The 19,053-nt window shown below is 70.5% G+C and carries 13 protein-coding genes and 2 pseudogenes; 8 read left to right on the top strand and 7 right to left on the bottom strand.

Features of this window, described 5'->3' with window-relative positions; translation table 11 throughout:
• Positions 1 to 299 precede the first annotated feature (299 nt).
• From tap to ACIHEJ_RS39000, 5 genes are all read left to right on the top strand, one after another.
• Positions 300 to 2,537, top strand: coding sequence for a telomere-associated protein Tap (tap, locus tag ACIHEJ_RS39020; protein ID WP_400142601.1), 2,238 nt, complete (start codon positions 300 to 302; stop codon positions 2,535 to 2,537).
• A gap of 20 nt (positions 2,538 to 2,557) precedes the next feature.
• The gene (tpg, locus tag ACIHEJ_RS39015; protein ID WP_400142600.1) at positions 2,558 to 3,115 is read left to right on the top strand and encodes a telomere-protecting terminal protein Tpg; all 558 of its coding nucleotides are present in this window, start codon (positions 2,558 to 2,560) and stop codon (positions 3,113 to 3,115) included.
• Positions 3,116 to 3,575: 460 nt separating this feature from the next.
• The gene (locus tag ACIHEJ_RS39010; RefSeq protein WP_400142599.1) at positions 3,576 to 3,851 is read left to right on the top strand and encodes a Fic family protein; all 276 of its coding nucleotides are present in this window, start codon (positions 3,576 to 3,578) and stop codon (positions 3,849 to 3,851) included.
• 76 nt (positions 3,852 to 3,927) lie between these two features.
• Entirely contained in the window at positions 3,928 to 4,401 is a 474-nt protein-coding gene (locus ACIHEJ_RS39005; protein WP_400142598.1) for a hypothetical protein, read from the top strand.
• Between the two features lie 73 nt (positions 4,402 to 4,474).
• Positions 4,475 to 9,454 carry an aKG-HExxH-type peptide beta-hydroxylase gene (locus ACIHEJ_RS39000; protein WP_400142597.1) on the top strand — a complete coding sequence of 1,660 codons (4,980 nt, stop codon included), beginning with the start codon at positions 4,475 to 4,477 and terminating at the stop codon, positions 9,452 to 9,454.
• Between the two features lie 291 nt (positions 9,455 to 9,745).
• On the opposite strand, the gene ACIHEJ_RS38995 is transcribed toward ACIHEJ_RS39000, so the two are convergent.
• Positions 9,746 to 10,231: a hypothetical protein gene (locus ACIHEJ_RS38995; protein WP_400142596.1), complete on the bottom strand. Its 486-nt coding sequence runs from the start codon at positions 10,229 to 10,231 to the stop codon at positions 9,746 to 9,748.
• Between the two features lie 269 nt (positions 10,232 to 10,500).
• Between ACIHEJ_RS38995 and ACIHEJ_RS38990 the strand changes: the two genes are divergently transcribed.
• The gene (locus ACIHEJ_RS38990) at positions 10,501 to 10,974 is read left to right on the top strand and encodes a hypothetical protein (protein ID WP_400142595.1); all 474 of its coding nucleotides are present in this window, start codon (positions 10,501 to 10,503) and stop codon (positions 10,972 to 10,974) included.
• A gap of 128 nt (positions 10,975 to 11,102) precedes the next feature.
• Here the strand turns inward: ACIHEJ_RS38990 and ACIHEJ_RS38985 are convergent, their stop codons facing one another.
• The 3 genes from ACIHEJ_RS38985 to ACIHEJ_RS38975 all read right to left on the bottom strand — a co-directional run bounded on the left by ACIHEJ_RS38985 (position 11,103) and on the right by ACIHEJ_RS38975 (position 12,739).
• Positions 11,103 to 11,336, bottom strand: coding sequence for a hypothetical protein (locus ACIHEJ_RS38985; RefSeq protein ID WP_400142594.1), 234 nt, complete (start codon positions 11,334 to 11,336; stop codon positions 11,103 to 11,105).
• Positions 11,337 to 11,826: 490 nt separating this feature from the next.
• The gene (locus ACIHEJ_RS38980; protein ID WP_400142593.1) at positions 11,827 to 12,135 is read right to left on the bottom strand and encodes a hypothetical protein; all 309 of its coding nucleotides are present in this window, start codon (positions 12,133 to 12,135) and stop codon (positions 11,827 to 11,829) included.
• A 1-nt stretch (position 12,136) separates the two neighbouring features.
• Positions 12,137 to 12,739 (bottom strand): hypothetical protein, encoded by a 603-nt coding sequence (locus ACIHEJ_RS38975; RefSeq protein WP_400142592.1) that lies wholly within the window; start codon positions 12,737 to 12,739, stop codon positions 12,137 to 12,139.
• 539 nt (positions 12,740 to 13,278) lie between these two features.
• Between ACIHEJ_RS38975 and ACIHEJ_RS38970 the strand changes: the two genes are divergently transcribed.
• Positions 13,279 to 14,013 carry a carbonic anhydrase gene (locus ACIHEJ_RS38970; RefSeq protein WP_400142591.1) on the top strand — a complete coding sequence of 245 codons (735 nt, stop codon included), beginning with the start codon at positions 13,279 to 13,281 and terminating at the stop codon, positions 14,011 to 14,013.
• Between the two features lie 354 nt (positions 14,014 to 14,367).
• On the opposite strand, the gene ACIHEJ_RS38965 is transcribed toward ACIHEJ_RS38970, so the two are convergent.
• Together ACIHEJ_RS38965 and ACIHEJ_RS38960 are read right to left on the bottom strand one after the other, a co-directional pair.
• On the bottom strand, positions 14,368 to 14,610 hold the full coding sequence (locus ACIHEJ_RS38965) for a hypothetical protein (protein ID WP_400142590.1): 243 nt from the start codon (positions 14,608 to 14,610) through the stop codon (positions 14,368 to 14,370).
• 1,222 nt (positions 14,611 to 15,832) lie between these two features.
• Positions 15,833 to 16,963: pseudogene (locus ACIHEJ_RS38960) on the bottom strand (IS701 family transposase); the annotation flags it as partial.
• Positions 16,964 to 17,048: 85 nt separating this feature from the next.
• On the opposite strand from ACIHEJ_RS38960, the gene ACIHEJ_RS38955 reads away from it, so the two are divergent.
• A complete protein-coding gene (locus ACIHEJ_RS38955) occupies positions 17,049 to 17,360 on the top strand; it encodes a hypothetical protein (RefSeq protein WP_400142589.1) in 312 nt (103 codons plus the stop codon).
• A gap of 823 nt (positions 17,361 to 18,183) precedes the next feature.
• Here the strand turns inward: ACIHEJ_RS38955 and ACIHEJ_RS38950 are convergent.
• Positions 18,184 to 19,003: pseudogene (locus ACIHEJ_RS38950) on the bottom strand (IS256 family transposase); the annotation flags it as partial.
• Positions 19,004 to 19,053 lie beyond the last annotated feature (50 nt).

Below are 19,053 nucleotides of genomic sequence, written 5' to 3'. Positions count from 1 at the left end.
ACCAACCGAGCCTTTACGAGCTAGCGAAACCCACAACGACCCCGGTCTCACTCAGCGCACACGACACAACCCCACCTCACACCCCGAACCACCCACCGGAACCGTCCACCCGGCCTCTCTCAACACACCCACAACACACCAGGCCAGCAAGCCCGCACTACACCAACAAACCCCCCTCCCAGCGTTAGTGGCGCCGTATCACCGACACACGACACGCGTACGCAGAATGAACGTTATTCGTACGGCGAAGGCGCGCAATATGGCCGGTCGTGGGCTAGGGTGGGGTCGGAGGTGCTTTCATGTCCGAGTTGTTCGACGCCGTTGACGCGCTGGTCGCGTCCCGGTCACCGCTGCCGCCGCCGGCGGAGCGCAGGCGGCTGCGCCAGGCCCATGCGCTCACCCTCGATGAAGTGGCCGCCGCCCTGGGCGTGCGGCGCGCGACCATCGGCGACTGGGAAACGGGCAAGACCGAACCGCGGCCGCCGCAGCGGGACGCGTACGCGCGCCTGCTCAAGCAGCTCGCCCAGCTCTACCCCGCCACAGACAGCGCCGGTGCACCGCGGGAAGACGCCGCTGCGCCGCAGACCGCTTCCCCCGCGGCGCCGAAGGCCCCGGCCGCGCCGTCAGGCCCGGAGCCCGACGCCGCGACCGCGTCCGACACCACGGCGCCCGCTGCCCCTGCTGCTCCTCCCGCCCCGGCCGCGACGTCCCGGCTGGCACCCGCCTCCCGGCCGACGACCACCTCCCGCCGCCCGGCCGCGAAGAAGACCGCCCCGGCGCACTCGCCCGCGCCCGGCAGCGCGTACGCGCACGGCCCGCTGCTCGTCCTCGACGCAGACGCCGACCGGAACGTGACCGGCTACGGCGTCGGCGGCCTGATCCTCGACGTACCCGCCAAGACGCTGCCCGCCCTTGTCGAGTGGACGCTGGCCGAGGCGCAGTTGGGCGCGGAGCGGCTGCACGGTTCAGGCAAGGACGCCGACCCGCTGCTGGTGCTCACCGAGGCGGCGTGCGAGCGCTACGGCCTGCCCGCCGCACTGTCGCACGAGGAGCGGCTTGCCGGGCGGCTCCCCGAGGGGCACAAGGTCATCAAGCAGCTTCAGCGCGCCGAGTGGAAGCTGACCAAGCGGGGGCTGGGACCGTGGGCGCGGATCTACCGCCCCGCCCACGGCGGGCGGCGCCAGTGCGTGCAGCTGTGCATCCCCTCCTGGCGCGCCCTCGACGACCGCGCCTGGGGCCACGCCACCCAGCTCGAGCCGGCGGAGCTCGCCCAGGTGCTGGGCGTATACGCACAGCGGGTGCTGACGCCGGTCGGCTCCACCGCGGTGACAGGGCTGCAGCTGATGACCGCACTGAACCCGCCGACCCGCGCCGGCCAGCCGGACGCCGACGGCCGGCGCCACTCCGAGCACCGGCCCGGCTCTCTCGGTACCGAACCGATGGACCCGGCCCCTTGCGAGGCGACCGACGGGCACCCGGTTCTCGCTGACCTGCCGAGATTCCACGTGCGTGGCCCCGACGAGAAGCTGTTCGAGGAGGCCTACGACTGGGCACGGGACCTCACCGACACCGAGTGCATGAAACGCCACCTGGTCGGCCTCGACGTGAACCTGGCGTTCGCCGCAGCCGCCAACGGCGCCGTCGTCGGCCTCGCCGCGCCCCCCGTGCACGTCACCGATCCCCCCTTCGATGCGGCACTGCCCGGCTCCTGGCTGGTCGACCTCTCCCACGTCGACCCGAACCGGGTGAAGCTCGGCAAGCAGTGGCGCGACATCGACGGGGACCTGCTGCCCAGCCCGTTCACACCGACCGGCCAGCGCCCCACGGGCCCCGCCTGGTACGCCACCCCAACGGTCGCCTACGCCGTCGAGCTCGGCTACGACGTCACCCCGATGGAGGCGTGGGTGCGCCGCGAGAGCGGCCGGTTCCTGGACGGCTGGTACAAGCGGCTCCGCGACGCCTACGTCACCACCATGGCCGAACTGGGGGTCGCCGAGAAGCTGCCCCCGGCCGAATTCCTCAAGGCGATGGACGGCTACAAGAGCCGTGATCGTGAGCTGGGCATCGTCGTGGACGCGGTCAAGATGACCGTCAAGGGCGGCATCGGCAAGCTGCGGGAGAAGGCGCGCGGCGGCGGCTGGAAGCCGGGGCAGCCCTGGCCCGCCCTCGCCCGGCCGACGTGGCGGCCGGACATTCGCGCCGCCGTGATCTCCCGGGCCCGGGTCAACATGCACCGCAAGATGCTGCATCTGGCCGCGGCCACCGGGCAGTATCCGGTCGCGGTCCTGTCGGACTGCGCCGTGTACGCCGCCGACGGGCCCAGCCCGCTGGACGTCCTGCCCTACGACGCCGATGGCAAGACCGTGCCCGGCAGCTTCCGGCTCGGCGTCTCACCGGGGATGGTCAAGCACGAGGGCACCCAGAGCGTGCTGTGGGGCGCCAACGTACTCGAACAGCTCGCCGGCGACGGCCACGTCGCCAACCTCGCCCGCTACATCAAGACCGGCGAGGTCACCACCAAGGACACCGGAGAGTAGAAGAACGGGGGTAGGGGTCGATGGTCACGATCGGCGACGAACTCGACAAGGCGGTCCAGGGGGCGTTCACCCGTCCCCTGCCCAAGTCCGCCGGCGCGCAGATGCGTTACCTGGTCAAGCAGCACCAGCGCAGCACACGGCGGGTGGCCGAGCTGCTCGGCATCAGCCAGCGCACCGTCGAGCGGTACGTGAAGAACCAGATCAAAACCCCCCGCCCGGACCTCGCCGACCGGCTCGAACGCGAGGTCCGCGCCCGCTGGCAGCCGCAGGTCAGGGCCAGGGCGAAGCAGACCGCGGCCACCACCGGCGGCATCATGATCGATGTCCAGGCCCGCTTCGGCTACACCGCCGCCCCCGGCAGCACCGACGACGCCCGCATCCGCCACCTCACCCTCGCCCTGCCCCCACAACACGTCGCCCGCCTCTTCACAGCCCAGCAGGCAAGCGCCACAGAGGACCAACTCCGCCAGATCGCCGCCGAAGCCCTCGGCGACGTCTACTTCCGCGACAACGGCCACCGCGCCCACGGCCTCGAAGTCGCACTCACCGACCTGATCGACCTCGAGTTCGAGCTGTAGCCGGTGGGCCCCGGACAGGACAGGAAGCAGGAAAGGGCATGGGAGGGGGAGTTGTGGCTGCAGGGGCGTCAGGGACCGTGCCGCTGGCCGGGGAGCTGACCTCGTCACTGATCAGCCGGATCGCGGATCGCTACGGCTGACGGCCGCCGGTGTGCTGCGGCAGTGGACGTGCCGCAACTCCCCCGCCCGGCTGGACGGCGGCAGCGTGCGAGCCGACGCGGAAATCGTGCTCAACGAAACCGGGCGGGATGTGCCTCACCGCCCTGGAGCTGGTGCGAACCGCCGCGGCGCGCGGCGCCCCGCTCGACTTCGAACTGCTCCGCTGCTGGCAGCAGCATGTACTAGGCACAGGCAGCCCCCGCCGCTCCGCGAGCTGCCCGCTTCTGCCACGCGGGAACGGGAGCGCTACGGCATCGGCCCGGGCACGCGCGCCCGCATCGACGCCTGCCTGGCCGAGAGTGTGAAGGACGGACAACGGCACCTCCCGCTGACCGCACGCGCGGCACGCGCCTGTCTCGACGTCTGCTTCTTCCACCCCTTCGACGACGGCAACGCCCGGTCCGCTTTCCTCGTCCTCGTGTTCGTCCTGGCCCGCGCGGGCGTGGCGCTCGACGGGGTCAGCCTGCTCCGCCGTGTCTCGTTCCAGGCCGACAACCCGAAGGACGGTCCGGCCCTCGCCCATTTCATCGACCCCCATCTCGCGCAGACCCGGCGCAACGCCGTTTCCCCGGGATGACTTCCGGCAAGTGCGCCACCGGACATGCCCTCCCCCGGTAGGCTCGACAGTCCGCAACGGCATTGGGGGGGAACCGATGACCGGGATCGAGGTTGCCGCGGCCGGATACGCATTCGCCTACCTCATGCGCAAGGCTCGCCGCGCGGCCGGCCAGGCCGATGTGGTCGTCGACGAGGCCATCGACGCCGGAATGGAACGCGTGCACGGCGCTGTCAGCCGCGCCCTGTCCGGCGACCATGCCGCTCTCGACGACGCTGCTGCGGAGGCGTCCGGTGAGTCGGGCGAGATCACCGGGCTCACCCGCAGGCGCGTGGAGCTCGCCCTGCTGGCCGCTGTCCAGGGCGACCCTGCTCTCCGGCACGAGGTCGAGGCGGCCGTAACCGGCCTGCGCGCGGCGGAGAAGACGAGCGGCGTCTACATCGCCACAGGGGACGCAATCAACATCGACGGCGACGTGAACCTCAGGGCCGACGGCGGTTCGATCGTCGCCCTGCGGATGAGGGACGTGAGGCCCGGCGCCCGCCCGGAGACGGGATCTCGACCCGACTGATCGATCGCTCCGCTCCCGCGGGGGCCACGGACTCTCCCGCACGGCGACGTGCCTGATCATCTGGAGGGGGCATGTGACCGAGTCTGCTGTCGCGGTCGCTCACGCAGTCGCGTTTCTGGTGTGGCAGGCCACGGCGGGTGACGCACCGCACGCGGCGGGGGGCGAACCGCCGCCGAAGGACACACGCCACCTGTACGGCGTGGTCTCGGCGGCGCTGTGTGACGACTCGGCCTGGAAACAGGCCGAAGAGCAGGCCGCTTCCGGCGTGGTCTCCGAGCGGACCCGAAGGCGGCTCGTGGACGCCCTGGACGAGGCCGCGGACGACAACCCTGTCCTCGCTGCTGCTCTGGGCGGTGAGTGGGGACCACCGTCACGGGTCCCGACACCTCCGGCGGGCACCGGAGTCAGTATCGGCGGGAGCGTCGACATCGAAGCGAGCGATTCGGTGGTCGCACTCAGCGCGCGAGACATCCTCATGAACCCGCTGGTGCTCCCTGGGCCGAGCTGGCCCCAGTGGGACGGTCCCACCCCATGGGGCGCTCACCTCGGCGAGGCCTACGACAGCCGGGACACCTGGCAGCCGCTGGCCCTTCCGCAGCAGACGGTGGCGTCCACCCGGCTGCGCGGCAGGCGCCGCCTCGTGAGCGGGATAGCCCGAGGCATCGAGCGCCGGACCACCGGCGGCGACGGCGGTCCGGGGGTGTGGCTGCTCTCCGGCCTCGGCGGCTGCGGGAAGACGACGGTCGCCCTGGAAGTGGCGCACCGGTTCGCCCGAACCGCGGGCACACGCGTGTGGTGGGTGTCGGGTGCGGACGCCAAGGACCTGTCCAGCACCCTGTACTCCGTCGCCTTGGACGCCGGCGCGGAACGGGCGGACTTCGCCCGCCGGCACGCCGCCGAGGTGCTGTGGCGCCAACTGAACGCCCTGGATGATCCCTGGCTCCTCGTGCTGGACAACGTCGACGACCCCACTGTCCTGAAGGGCGGCAAGGCCCCCATGAAGGACGGCGTCGGCTGGCTGCGTCCGCCCCGCCGGCCGAACGGCGCCGTCCTGCTCACCAGTCGTGAGTCACGCCCGCACAAGTGGGCCCCGTGGGTGCGCATCCACACGGTTGACACCCTCAGCAGCCGCGTCGGCGCCACGGTGCTGCGGGACCTGGCTCCGCACGCAGGCGATGACGCGCAGGCCCGGGCGCTGTCCGACTACCTCGGCGGGCTGCCCCTCGCCCTCGATCTGGCCGGCTCGTATCTGGCCCGGGTGCGGGACGACGCCTATCTGGCCCCGGACACACCACGGACCTTCGCCGCCTACCGCCAGAGCTTCACGGAACGGCTGGACGAGCTGGCGGCCGACTCCGACGCCTCGCTGGACGCCGACAACCGGGCGCGCCGGGCGATCCGCACCACCTGGGAACTGTCGCTCGACTTCCTGCAACAGCAGGAGAGCGACCTGGCCCGACCGCTCCTGCGACTGCTGTCCTGCTTCTCCCCCGCACCAATACCTCATGAGGATCTTCTGTCGCCACCGATCCTTGCGGCGAGCGGTGTGCTCCCCGATCCCAGCCACGAGCGGATCCGACAGGCGCTCAACGCACTGGCCGGACTGCACCTGATCACCGTGGAACAGGTCGGCTCCGACGGCGCGGCACACCACGCGGACCCGTCCGACGCAACGGTTTACCGGCAGATCCACCTCCATCCGCTTGTCCTGGCGAGCAGCCGCGCCCACCCGGACTTCACCACGCAGGCGCCTCAGCTGTCGCGGCTGCTCGCCGCCCTGCTCAACCGGGCGATCCTGCCGCTGAATTCGGACAATCCAGAGCACTGGCCGCTCTGGCGGCGCTTGTCACCGCATGCGGCGGCCTCCCTGGGTCTGCTGCCGGCGGACGAGGCGGACCCGGACGTCATCGTCGCCTGCACCGAGCCGACTCTGCGCGTCGGCCAGTACCGCAACGGTCTGGGACTCTTCGACGCCGCGGTCGCCGATCTGGAAGGTGTCGCCGCACTCCGCCAGATGCGGCTGGGCGCCGACCACCAGGCGACCCTCGCGGCACGGCTGACCCTGGCGTGGGCCCTGCGCGACAGCGGCCGCTTCCATGACTCCGAATCCGAATACCGGGCCGTCCGGGAATCCTGCCGGCGCACGCTGCCCGACAACCACCCGTATCTGCAGTCCGCGCGCGGCGGCAGGGCGCGTGCGCTGCGCGAACTGGGGCGCTACGACGAAGCCGAGGAGGAGCTGCGCATCGTCCTCGCGATCAGGCGGCGGGACCCCACCACGCACCCCTCGGCCATTCTGCGCACCGAGCACGACCTGGCCACACTCACGCACCGGCGCGGGCACTTCGACAAGGCGAGCGCCGAACTGCGTGACATCTGGGCCCGCGCCGCCACCGCGGCGAACGGACATCGCGCCGGATACGACGCGGACGACGCCAACTACCTGGCCAGCGGCATCAGTCTGACCGCGGCGCTCCGTGATGCCGGGCGCACCGACGAGGCGTGGACCGTGGCGGTCAAGGTCGTCCAGGACCACCTCGAGCGGCTGACGGCCGATCACCCCCACACCCTGGTCGCCCGCCACGAGCGCGCTCGGGTGGCCCGCGACCAGGGCGACCTCGACTTCGCTCTTGAAGAGTTCACCGCGATCTGGCAGATCGTGCGGGACCGGCTCGGGGAGACCCACTCCAACACGGCAGCCAGTCGGCATGAACTGGCCACGGTGCTGCACCTCCTCGGCGATCTCGAAGCGGCCGCCGAGCACCTCCAAGCCGTTCAGGACACTGTCGGCCCGCTGCTGGGCGAGGAGCACTCCTACGTCCTGACCGTCCGGCACAACCTGGCAGCCGTGCGTGGGGCGTCCACCCGACGTCCGTCTCGTGCCATGTCGCTCATCGACCATGAGAAAGAGGACCCGGCCGTGCACCCGTACGCCGCAGAGGAAGGCACCGATCCGGACGAACGGTCCGGCCCGCCCACGGGCAGCGGCGCGCAGGACGCCCGCACCGCGCAGGACCCGTCGGCTCAGCGGATCCTCGAGCGGTTCACTCGGCCGCGCATCAGCCGCGGTGACTCGTTCGGCGGGGGCGGCGGGGGCTATTCGTGGAGCTACTCCGCATCCGAACCGGAGGGCCACCGTTCCGTCACGTACCGGCCGCCCTCACGCTTCCTCCCGCCGCGGGAGAGCTGTCCGCCGCTGCCTGGGCCGCTCCCGGACGCAATGATCGACGTCCTGGCCGCCGGCCGGGCCGATCACATCGACGTGGCGCGGCTCCGCGGCGACCAGCTGGCCATCAGGTTCTTCCTGCTGGAGCGGATCCTCACCCTCGCAGGCGTCAGGGATCACCACCCGCTGCTGCCGGCGTCAGAGGCACTGGCGCTGCTGGACAAGGCCGATCGCGCGGCACGGGCGGTCGTGGACGACCTGATGCTGGCGCCGGCCACCGGCCGGTGGATGAGCAGCCTCCTGCGCAGACTGCAGGGACATGAGGAGTCCGCGGTGCCGCTGTGGGTGGATCTCGGACACCTCCACTGCCTCGCCGCAGCAGCGGGGGTCCGGGCAGGGCTGTCCTTCGCCTGCTCGATACCGGTGCGGGACGGCATCGCCGCCCTGCCCTCGCTGGGCTTCGCGGACCTGGCCCCGGCCCGGCCCGCTCAGGCGGTCGTCGTCGCGCGCGCGGGTCGCGGCGCGTCCGTTCAGGCGGACGGCATGGACGTGTCGATCCTGGGACCGTCCCCGGCATGGCACGCGGCGCGTCGCGTCGAGGCGCACGTCGACGCGACACCGGTGGAACTGTCCGCCGCACTCGACGACATCGATCCTTATCGGTTCTCCGGACCGTGTACGCCGCCCGACCGTCTGACGGACGCCCAAGCGGAGCGGTGGCAGGATCTGGCCCAGGGCGCATGGCGCGTGCTGACGGATCTCGACCTCGAGCATGCCGAAGCGCTGGCCACGGCCATCACGGCACTGACGCCCGGGCCTCGGCCCGCCGGCGCCGCCACCACGTCGTTGTCGTCCGGCGACGCGTTCGGCGGGATCGTCCTGAGCGAGCCCGAGGTCGCGACGGCTCTCGCCCTCACGCTGACGCACGAGTTCCGTCACATGGTGCTCAACGCTGTCATCGACTCGGTTCCCCTGTACGACGAGACAGCCGACGACCTGCTGTTCTACACACCGTGGCGGGACGACCCACGTCCGTTCGAAGGCGTTCTCCAGGGCGTGTTCGCGTACTTCGGTGTGGCCGAGTTCTGGTGGCGGATGAGCGGGTACGCCGAGGGCCGGGCCCTGCGCCACGCTCAGTTCGAGCTGGCCCTGTGGGGCGCCCAGGCGTGGTCCACGTTCACCGAGCTACGCTCCTCACCCCGGTTCACGACAGCGGGCCGACGCTTCCTCGCCGCGATGGCGGAAAGCGCGGAGGCCTGGCGGACCGAGCCGGACGTGCCGCGGGACATCGCCGCGCTCGCCGAGGACGCGTGCACCGCCCACCGTGCCCGCTGGCGACTGCATCACCTGCGGATCGCCCCCGAGACGGTTTCCTCTCTCACCCGTGCCTGGCTGGAAGGCGCGGTCTGCCCTCCCCATGCCGGCGAACCGCCGGTGCTGCGACCCGACCCCGCCGCACGGTCGTTGAACACCGATGCCGTCCTCCTGCGCGCCGCGGCACTCGATCCGCAGGGCTTGCCGGACAAGGGGGACGGTCACAGGGATCCCGGCGGTGTGCCCGAGGAAGTCCTCCGCCTCACGACGGAAGAGCTCGGGCGCGATCCGCAGGCGCACGAGCCATGGCTCCGGCTGGCTCTGGCGATGCGCGGCAGCGGACCCGCTGCGGGTCCTGAGCGCGACTCGGCGGGTGCCCGGTCCCTCACCCACCGCCCGGAGTTGGTGCGTGCCGTCCACCTGTCCCTCCGGGAGCGCACCGGTACGGTCCCTGACCCATGGGCGCTCGCCGAGTGGCTCGGGGCAGCCATCGAACCACCGAGGGTGGACAACCCCAGGGTGGCGCGACCCGCCGCCTCCCCAGAAGCCCTCGAGATACGCCCGCGCGCATGACGCACACACCTGCACCCGCGCCGGTGAACCCCGCCCCCGGGCCCCTGAGCCCGGCGGGCACCCGGGCGGGCTCCGGCGGCCGGCCGCAGTCCAGGTCGAGACTCTGCACCTCCGCACAGACCGGGGCATCGGCACGTTCACCGACCACCGCCCTCGCCGAGCACGGCGGTGCACCACCACACGCGGAACACGCCGTGCCCGGCCTGCTGTCGTCACAGGAATCCTGCGCCGGCCGCGGGGATGACGGTCGTATGCCTCCCCGGCTGCGCCGGACCGGGCATCGCAGGCTGTCTACCCGGACCTGCCCGTGGCGTCGCTGGAGAGACAGAGGTTCGTGATCCGGGCTCGCGGCGACATCACCCCGGCCAGCTGACGGGCTTCCTGCTCATCACACACCACAATGTGCTGGAACTCCAGCTGCGGTGACAGACAGACCAGTTCGGGGCAGGGACGCACGATCCCGTACAGGGCGCGCAGCCGCCCCGTCGTGAAGAGCGGGATGCCGTATGCGAAGCTCTCGGACACCTGCGGCCTCTCGGGGATCTCCACCCGTACCTCTTCGCCGTGCCAGGCCCGTTCGGCGACCGCGGCGAACAGCTCAGCACGCTGCCGTGGCTGCACGTCCTGCCACCACGCCCGTGCCACCTCCGCCGCCCGACCGGCCAGCTCCTCCCGCTTCGCTGCCTCCTGCTCGCGCTGCCGCCGCCATGCCTGCTCCAAGCACCGCTGCTCCTGGGCCTGGGCGCGGAGAGTCTCTTCGTCTTCGGGATCCGGCACGGGCTGACTGTTGCGGCGCCGCTGGGGTTGCTGCCTGCGCTGGATATCTTGCTGCTGGCGTGTGGCGCGGCGGTCCGCGGCCTCCCGGCGGGCTCTGTCGGCCTGGCTGCGTAGGTGAGATCGGAGAGCGCTTGTAGGCGGTTTCGGAGAGCGGTCGGGGTCTCTAACCCTCCGGGATGTTGCTGAGAACTGGCAGCAGGCAGTTGCGTCGGAACCTGGGTGACGTCAAGTGAACGTTGACCGTAGGCTCTCGGCGAAAGGCGGGTGCAGTGGACATCACGGTGCAATGGGTCAAGACGTCATGGACGAAGCAGTCTCGGGGCGGGGAAGCCGCTGCCCGCAGGAACGCGGCGCCGGTCGGCTTCTCATTGCCTCAGGTGCCCTCCGAGTTTTCCCACTTCGTTCAGATGTCCGAGCGGGACGGCTTCGAGCCACGTTCGGGCCAGAAGCACCATCGCGAGGTCGGCGTCAGCCTGCGGGACGAAGGTGATCGGCTCCGAGTACTCGCTCGTGTGGAGCCGCTCTTCGGGTTGCCACCTCGGCCGCGCAGGCCGCCGGCAGTACGACTGCTTCCCGGACAGTGGGTCCGCTGGCAGTTGAACTACCGGTTCACCAGCGCCCTGGGAATCCGCGGTTGGTCGTACTGGCTCGACACATTCAACATCGCTTACGGCCCTGTCGACCGGGACGTCTTCCTGTCAGAGCCGACCGTGATCGTCGATGAATGCGGGCCAGTTCGATAGCCAGGCGGATTGTGCTCAGACGCCTGCGCGTTCCGCTTGAGCCCGAGTGGTGGCGAGACGGTAGGAGTCGGTGCCGGTCGCTGGTGGTCGGTGCCGGCGGGGTGAGGGTGAACAGGCCGGGCTCGGCTTCAGTGAGGATGCCGCGGTTGGCGTTTCAGCATGGCGCGCATGCCTTCGGTGTGCCGCGGCTCGCTGCCGATGCCGAGGGTGCGACAGACCTCCCGGGCGCGTAGCCCATCCCCGTTCTGCTCGAAGAGGGCAAGGATCTCGCGGTAGCCGGACGGCAGTGGCTCGGGCGGTGGGGTGCCGTCCTCGGTGGCCAGTTCCAGCACGGTCTCGCGGGTGGTCTCCAGCCGTTCCAAGGTGCGCTCGGCGGCGGCGAGTTGCGCGGTGAGTTAGGCGATCTGCTCGCGCAGCCGCTCGGCGGTCTCACGCACCAGCCGCTGCCGGGCCTCGATCTCAGGGGCACTCTGCTCCACTGGAATGAGCAGCCGCAGTAGCCGTTTGGCTCTGCCCCTGTCGGGGCTGTGCCGTGCAGCGGATGCCGCTTAACCGGCGTGCTCTGCTGGGGCCGTTGACCGACTGCAAGGCAGCTCGTCTGCTGCGGCTTCGGAATCCGGCCCTGTGCGGCCGGAAGGTCTTTGTCCCACACCGCGGCTACCCGACGGTGCGGGTCATGCCGGTTTCCTGCGCGGCACCCTCGGAAGGCCGACCTCGGCTGTGCCACTGCCGCACTGCCCGTGGTGCAACCCTCTGTGGGCCGCCTCACGGGCAGAAGTCAGCCATCTGACCGGTCCACCGCGACAGGCTCTCACCACTGCCTCTCACTGCCGGTGTTGCGCGTACTGCGCATCAGAGACAGTTGCTGATGCGGTCCCCCTGGTAGGGCATCGACGACCTCCCGTCGTCGCTGGTGTCGGGCTCGAGCACGGCCCGCAGCCGCTGCGCGGGCGCGTCGCGCAGGGCGACCTGGTCGAGCAGCCAGTCGGCCAGGTCCCGTAGTGCCGGGACGTCGGCGGCCCAGGATCGCACCGTATGCCAGTCGTCGACGAACTCGGCCCGGGACCGGTAGGAGCCTCCCGCACGGTCGATCAGGCCGCTGGCTTGCAAGCCCGTGCTGATCACCAGCACTTCTGTGTCCTCGTCCCACTCGCCCGCCATCTCAAGGCTTCGACCGAGTACGGAGGGTGGCGGGTAGCCGGTGAGGGCGCGCATGTGGCAGGTCCAGGCGGCAGCCGCGGCGATCCATCCGAGCTCGAGACCCTGGGGCGCGCCGTTGGGGTGTGGCCGGTTGCGGGTTGGGGCTGCCAGGCGGCGGGCTGCTGGGGGGTGGTGGTGTGGGGCGGGACGTAGCCGGTGGGGCGGTGGGGGTCGACGTCCTTGAGGTAGACGGTGACGGGGGCTTGGTCGGCGACGATGATCCGTTCGTGGATGGGGTGCCGTGGTCCTTGACCCACCGCAGGCGGGGCGCGGCTTCCGTCTCGCCGTAGCCGAGCTTGTGCTCGGTGGCGGCGGCGTGTTCAGCGGCGGCGAGGGGGAAGGCGAGGGTGGCGTTCTTCTCGCCCTGGGCGGTGTTGGCCATGACGACGTCGTTCAGGGGGTGCGGGCTGTCCTCGGGGATCGGCGGGATGGTCATGTCGCCGAGGAACTGGTTGAGCCAGTCGGGGCGCTGCTCGGCGGGGAGGGCGAGGAGGCGCCTGACCGCGTCGGGGTGGGTGCTGGAGGTGAACGTGTTGCCGGGCCTGGTGCTGGGGGTGTCGGACATGGCTCATCCCTCGGGGGTCGGTGACGGGGTGCCGCGTCGAGGCGGGCGGCGGGCGCCACCGTGGGAGAGCGGGGGGTAGCGGGGCAAGGAGTGACCGGGGCCAGGCGCGGTGCGGGCGGGGTGTCCTTCAGGGGCGGCTGGGGCCAGGAGGGCGCGGGTGGGAGGCGCGCGCCGTGGCCCCGTCCTGCGGAGGGCCGGGGCCCGGGGGCGGGGTGTTCTTCAGGGGATGAGGGCGGGGCAGGCCCCGGTGGCTTTGTTCGCGAGTTTCGACAGCGGTTGTTCATCGTCTCGGGAGACACCCGGATCGGGCCGGGGTTGATGTTCACGAGAACGGACAGCACCCGGCCGTCGGCCTCCGGTCGGCAGGGCCGGTCTCGGCATCAGGGGTCCATGCCGCCGCCCGAGCCGGTTCTGTGGGCCGTCTGCGGCAATGCAGCCCGCGCCCGCTTGTGCCTGCTGCCGGGGCACCCACACCACGCTGAACAATTGGCCTGGTCAACCGCAGGGATGTGTCTGAGCGGCATCGAAGGGAACGACCGATGGACAGAGCCGGACGTCCGGATCGTAGAGCGCTGCTTGTCGGCGGACTTATGGGCGTCACGGTCGCGCTTGCGGGGTGCTCATCGACGAGGGCCGCCTCGAGCGCGACCAGCGCTTCGCCGGAAGCGCGGCCCACCACGCCCGACGCGGCATTCGCGAGGCTGATGGGAGGCAACAAGCGCTGGGTGAGCGGAGACCTTCAACACCCCGACCGGGATCCGAACCGGCGTCAGCTCGTGGCCCAGGAGCAGGAGCCTTTTGCGGCGATCCTCTCGTGTATCGACTCCCGAGTGCCGCCTGAACTCCTCTTCGATACCGGCCTGGGTGACCTTTACGTGATGCGCACGGGTGGGGAGGCGGTCGGCCCGGTGGTCACTGGTTCTGTCGAGTACGGTCCTATGACGAGTGACACCCCCCTCATCGTGGTCCTCGGGCATCAGCGCTGCGGAGCCGTCAAGGCGGCGTATTACTCACTTCGTGACGGCAAACCGCTGTCCGGCAACCTGCAGGCGATCGTCAGGGCTCTGCAGCCGGCGTACGAGCAGGCAGTCCGGGAGGGTGGCGCCGACCCGGTCGAGACCATGGCCCGCGCCCAGGTCAAGTTGACCGCGGCCGATCTGCGCTCCAACCGGGACCTGGCCCCACTCGTGGGAAAGGGCGCCCTTGCCGTGGTCGGCGCCTACTACTCGCTCGACACCGGCAAGGTGGAAGTCCTGTCCGGCGCGCCCTCCTGACCGGTCGGACGAGTCGAACGGGCGTTATCAGGTCGGTGACGGGGACCGAGCGTCGACTACGGCGATGCCCCGGTCGAACCGACGCGGATTCGATGTGGTCCTGCAGCAAGCCGTCGACGAGGCACTGACGGACGCGGACTGCGAGTACGGCCCGATGCTGTCGAAACTCGTGAACATTCCGTCCCGGCTGCGGCGGCCGAGCCTCCCGAACCGCTGTCGAAGTGCTGTCCCTTCTCGTGGACAAAGCCACCGCGGTCACGGGGGCGGGCCGGGGGCGCGTCCTTCGTGTGGTGGCGCAGACACCTGTGCCCCGGCCTTGGACACTTCTGGCCGGGGCACAGGGTCTTGGCCGGGTCAGAGGCCGTTGCGCCTGGCTTGGGCCCGCATGGCGGAGGTCGGGGTGAGGAGTGCCTGAAGGATCTGGGCCAGCAGGGCGGGCACTTCGCCGCTCACCTCGCTGTGCCTGTCGCTGCCCGTGCTCGTGCCGCGGGAGTAGAAGCCTTCCAGGTGCATGGTCTGGCGGGTCTCCTGCGCCAGGTACACGAAGCCGCCGGTGTCCACGGCGGTGGCCAGCCTCAGTTCCTGGCGGTCCTTCATCGTCTCGAACCTGGGGATGGAGCCGCCCGCCTGCAGGCGCTGGTGGATCTCCTGCGCGCGGGCCTGCGGGGCGCCCCAGCCCTCGGTCCTCAGGTAGAGCCCGGCGAAGTCCTGGGGAGCTTTCGGCGCAGGTACTCGCCCTGGGTGGCGGCTTGGAGAGCAGGCCGGCGAAGAGGTGCAGCAGGCGCTTGGGGTCGCCTGCTTCCATCCACATCTGCGGCGGGACGGGGAGCGGGCGCGTACGGACGTGGCCTTCCGGGTCGGCGTGGAGGATCCCCCACTCGGGCAGTTCGTCCCACTCTTCGCATTCGTTCAGCATGGTGGTGAGGGAGGCGAGGACCTCGTCGGGCTCGGCGTGGAAGCGGTTCGACTTGGTCATGCGAAGGGATCTCCCTGGTCTGCCGGGGAGTCACGGCCCCGGGGGGCTGCCGGTGGTGGGCTGGTGAGTGCAAGGGGGGCGGGCCGCGCGTTGCGGTTGGGGGGTGGCGTAGGCCGGTGGTGGCGTCGCCGTGGCGGGCGGCGGTCTGGGCCAGGCGTACGGCCGTGCGGCGGGTGAAGTCGCGGACTTCTGTGGTGGAGCCGATTCCGTCGAGGAGGACGAAGGCGCGGGTGCCGTTGGGGGTCGTGCGGACGGCGGTGGCGTCGCACTGGGTGGTGCGGCCGCCGATGTGTTGGGCGGTGCCGTAGCTGCGCACGACTGGTGGGCTCCGTTTCGGGAGGGAAGTGGGTGGTGGGGTGAGCGTGCTCGGCCGCCTGGTTACCGCCGCAACACGCTGGCCTCCGGCCGCGGGCCCGGCCGGGCCCGGCGGGTGCGGCAGGGCGGTATAGGGCCGAGGGCGCGGCCGGGCGGGGCAGCGGCGCGGCGCGGCCGGGCGCGGCGGGGCGCGCGCAGCTGCCGGGGGTGGGGTTGTGAGAGGCGGCGTACGTGGTGCGTGCTGCCCAGGACGGGGTGCCGCCGCCCCGCCCCTGGAGGGTGCGGGGCAGGGCCGGGGTGCGGGCGGGTGCGCGGTGTGGGGGTAGTACTCCAGCAGCGGTTCGTGTCCTGAGCTGCGTGTTTGGTAGTGGCAGCGGCGTGCGATGGCCTGACGGCGTCTTCTCCAGGCCGACCAGGTCAGTGCGTGGGTGACGGGGTCGTGAATGGCTGGGGGGCGGGGCAGGAGAGTGTCCAGGAGCCGCCGGATCTCCGCCACGGTGGGCGGGATGAGGGCTGATGCTTTTCTGCAGCCCCCTTTGCGTCGTTGCTGGCCTCGGCTGCAAGCGCGTTCAGGACTGCGTGGGCGAGCATCGCGAGAGTGATGTGCCGGTACCAGCCCACGTATCGACGGACCTCGTACTCGTCCAGGCCACACTCGTTCTTGGCTGCCTGCAAGCACTCCTCGATCGCCCAGCGGCTGCCGGCGATGCGGGCCAGCCCGGAGATCTCGATGCCGACGGGTGCGTAGGCCAGGTAGTAAGCGACCTCGCTGGGGTCTGACAGGCTGCGCCGGGCCAGCACCCAGCGGTGATGGGTCGGCGGGTCGGGATCGAAGATGAAGTTGGCAGGCAGTTTGGCCGCGGCCCAGTCGTAGACTCGCGGGCCCTTCGCCCCTTCGCCGCAGGACAGCCGCTGCCAGGCATCAGCAGGAGCATCCTCGATGAGTTGGTCAATGCGCAAGATCCCGGCCAGGGACTTGATCTGCTGGGACTTGGGCACCGCCGCCACGTAGCCGACGCCGAGCTGCTCGAGCAGGCGGCGGAAGTGCCAGTCTTGTCCATAAGCCTCGTCCGCGGTGACCCAGGCGGCGGGCAGGCCGGCGGCCAGGCAGCGGCGGACGATGTCCCGGGCCAGCTCGCCCTTGGTCGCGAACGTCCGCTCGTCGGGGACTTTGGCGGCCCGGCACCGCTCACGGTCGGAAGTCCAGGACTTGGGCAGGTAGAGCTCCCGGTCGATCAGAGCCCGGCCCAAGCCGGTGGCGTAGGCGGCGAACACTCCGATCTGGCAGTTGTCGATCTTTCCGGAGGTGCCGGTGTACTGCCGGCCGACCCCGGCCGAGGTGGTGCCCTTCTTGACGAACCCGGTGTCGTCGATGATCAGCACCCCGTCCGGCCCCAGCCGTTCCGCCACGTACTCACGGACATCGTCACGCAGAGCGTCCGCGTCCCAGACGCTGCTGTTCAGCAACCGCTGGAAGCCGTCCGGAGTGCGGTGCCCAGCCCATTCCGCGAGCTGCCAGCCGTTCTTGCGCGTCGCCAGCCCCAGCAGGCCACGGACATAGTCCCGCATCCGCCACCGTAGATCCGCCCGGCCGAACCGGCTCGCAACCCGCGCGAACACCGAATCCAACTCAGCCGCCCAGACCGCGACTTCAGCCATCCCCTCCATACCAGGACAACGACAACTGCCAGCTCAGGACACGAACCGCTGCTGGAGTACTAGTCGCCTCCAAGGGAGCCACTCCGTGCACAACGTCGCTACCTATGTCGGCCAGCTGCGTGCGGTTGCCGACGCGCTTGAAGCACAGTCTGAGTCACAAGATGATCCGCTTGCTCCCCACCCGGACACCATGAAGGTCATCAACAGCCGGCACACCAAGCGCGGGCAACTGAACTACGCCGTTCCTGATGTCCTTGAGCTCCAAAGGCGCATCCGCCGCTGCAACGCCGACACCGAGATACCCCACGGCGACATCGTCGCCCTGGCCCTCGACGCATGGCTCCGGGCCAAGGGCTATCCGCCTGACCCCAAGCAGCTCGGCAACAGCACACCATGACGGAACACACCGGTCAACTCCCCCTGCCGGACAGCGGCGAAGGGCGACAGACCGCGTCAGCCAGAGGAGAACAGCTGTCCCTCCTGGGACACCCGACACCGATCCGACTTCCTGCAGATCTCTGGTTGAGCTGGCTGACTGACGAGACCATCGTCGCCCGCTTCAAGGCCAAGTGCTACGTCCGCTCAGCGGGTCAATGCTGGCCGTGGCTGGGCGCCGTCAGCTCAACCGGCCATGGATCGTTCCGCGCCGCCAGCCTCCCGGGGCCGTCTCGCAGAGGCACGGTCCCAGCTCACCTCTTCGCCTACCAGTTGGTCAACGGTGTGGTCACCCGGACGGGATGGTCCTCCGCTGAGGATCCTGTCATCTGCCACACCTGTGACTTCCACGGCTGCACGAATCCCGCCCATCTGCGGCTGGGGACAGCCGTAGAGAACCGAGCCGAGTGGTCGCGACGGCGGCACAATCCCCATGGTCCACTCGCAGACGTCCGGGGGGCTGCTGGCCGAACACGGGCCATCGCTTCAGCGATCCTGGCGGGCCTCAAAGCCGGCGAATCGCAAGATCGCATTGAAGAGAGAATCCGTGCCGCGGAAGAAGCGGGAATCCCGCTGACCCTGTGGTGACGTCTCCGTTCCTCGGGACTGTCACGTCCAGGCAGCCGGCCCGGCCTCGAAGCCCAACGCGGTCGGGCCCCTCCCTTCGACAGCATGCGAGGGGGGCCGACCCTACCTACGGCCGAGACACCGCTCGACATGTGCGTGCACTCCCGGCCGGCCCGCTCCGGTGCTCTATCGAATCGGGCTGGATTGGCAGAGCTGGGTCATGTCCCCTGTGGTGGTGTAGCGAGGTCGATCTGATCTTTGTAGATCGTGTCCATGCTTCCCTCGGGTAGATAGCGGCGGGGAAAGGCGATCCACTCGTCGTGCATCTCGACGAGCACTGCGGTGGTGAGACGCTCGAGAGCTTCGGGGTTGGGGAAGATCTGGACGACGTCGGTCCGACGCTTGATCTCGCGGTTGATCCGCTCCAGCGGGTTGGTCGACTGGATCTTCTTCCACTGCCGATCAGGGAAGTCCGCGAACGCGGTCAGGTCCTCCTTCGCCTCCAGGAGCATGACCCTGACCTTGGGGAGCTGTCGGCCGAGCATGTCGGCGACGGTGTCGAGCTGGGCCCGGACGGCTGCTGCGGTGGGCTGGGCGAAGATCGTGCGGATGGTCGCCGCCACCATCTCGGCACAGTCCTTCGGGATCACCGCGAAGACGTTGCGCAGGAAGTGAACGCGGCACCGTTGGTAGCCGGCGGCGAGCATGACCTTGCGCACGGCCTTGACCAGGCCGCTGTGGTGGTCAGCGATGACCAGGCGGACCCCGGACAGGCCCCGTTCGCGCAGCGAGCCAGGAACTCGGTCCAGAACGCCTCGGTCTCGCTGTCGCCGACCATCAGTCCCAGCACCTCTCGTCCGCCGTCCTCGGTGATGCCGGTGGCGATGACGACGGCCTGGGACACGATCTGGTGGTTCACGCGGGCCTTGCAGTAGGTCGCGTCCAAGTAGACGTAGGGAAGCGGGTATGGTCCAGCGGCCGGGTGCGGAAGGCGGTGAGCTCGGCGTCAAGGGCGGCGCAGAGCCGGGAGACCTCGCTCCCGGTAGCACGCCTAGAATTTCAGGACGCACCTTCACGCGGCCTACGTA

Source organism: Streptomyces sp. NPDC052301, assembly GCF_044593395.1.
GTDB lineage: Bacteria > Actinomycetota > Actinomycetes > Streptomycetales > Streptomycetaceae > Streptomyces.
The sequence above is the reverse complement of the archived record's forward strand: the minus strand, read 5'-3'. Positions and strand labels throughout refer to the sequence as shown.

What these genes read in the sequence shown, in the direction of transcription:
- tap (WP_400142601.1), top strand. Translation starts at nt 300, where the DNA reads ATGTCCGAGTTGTTCGACGCCGTTGACGCGCTGGTCGCGTCCCGGTCA.
- tpg (WP_400142600.1), top strand. Translation starts at nt 2,558, where the DNA reads ATGGTCACGATCGGCGACGAACTCGACAAGGCGGTCCAGGGGGCGTTC.
- ACIHEJ_RS39005 (WP_400142598.1), top strand. Translation starts at nt 3,928, where the DNA reads ATGACCGGGATCGAGGTTGCCGCGGCCGGATACGCATTCGCCTACCTC.
- ACIHEJ_RS38980 (WP_400142593.1), bottom strand. Translation starts at nt 12,135, where the DNA reads ATGGCGGGCGAGTGGGACGAGGACACAGAAGTGCTGGTGATCAGCACG.
- ACIHEJ_RS38975 (WP_400142592.1), bottom strand. Translation starts at nt 12,739, where the DNA reads ATGTCCGACACCCCCAGCACCAGGCCCGGCAACACGTTCACCTCCAGC.
- ACIHEJ_RS38970 (WP_400142591.1), top strand. Translation starts at nt 13,279, where the DNA reads ATGGACAGAGCCGGACGTCCGGATCGTAGAGCGCTGCTTGTCGGCGGA.
- ACIHEJ_RS38965 (WP_400142590.1), bottom strand. Translation starts at nt 14,610, where the DNA reads ATGAAGGACCGCCAGGAACTGAGGCTGGCCACCGCCGTGGACACCGGC.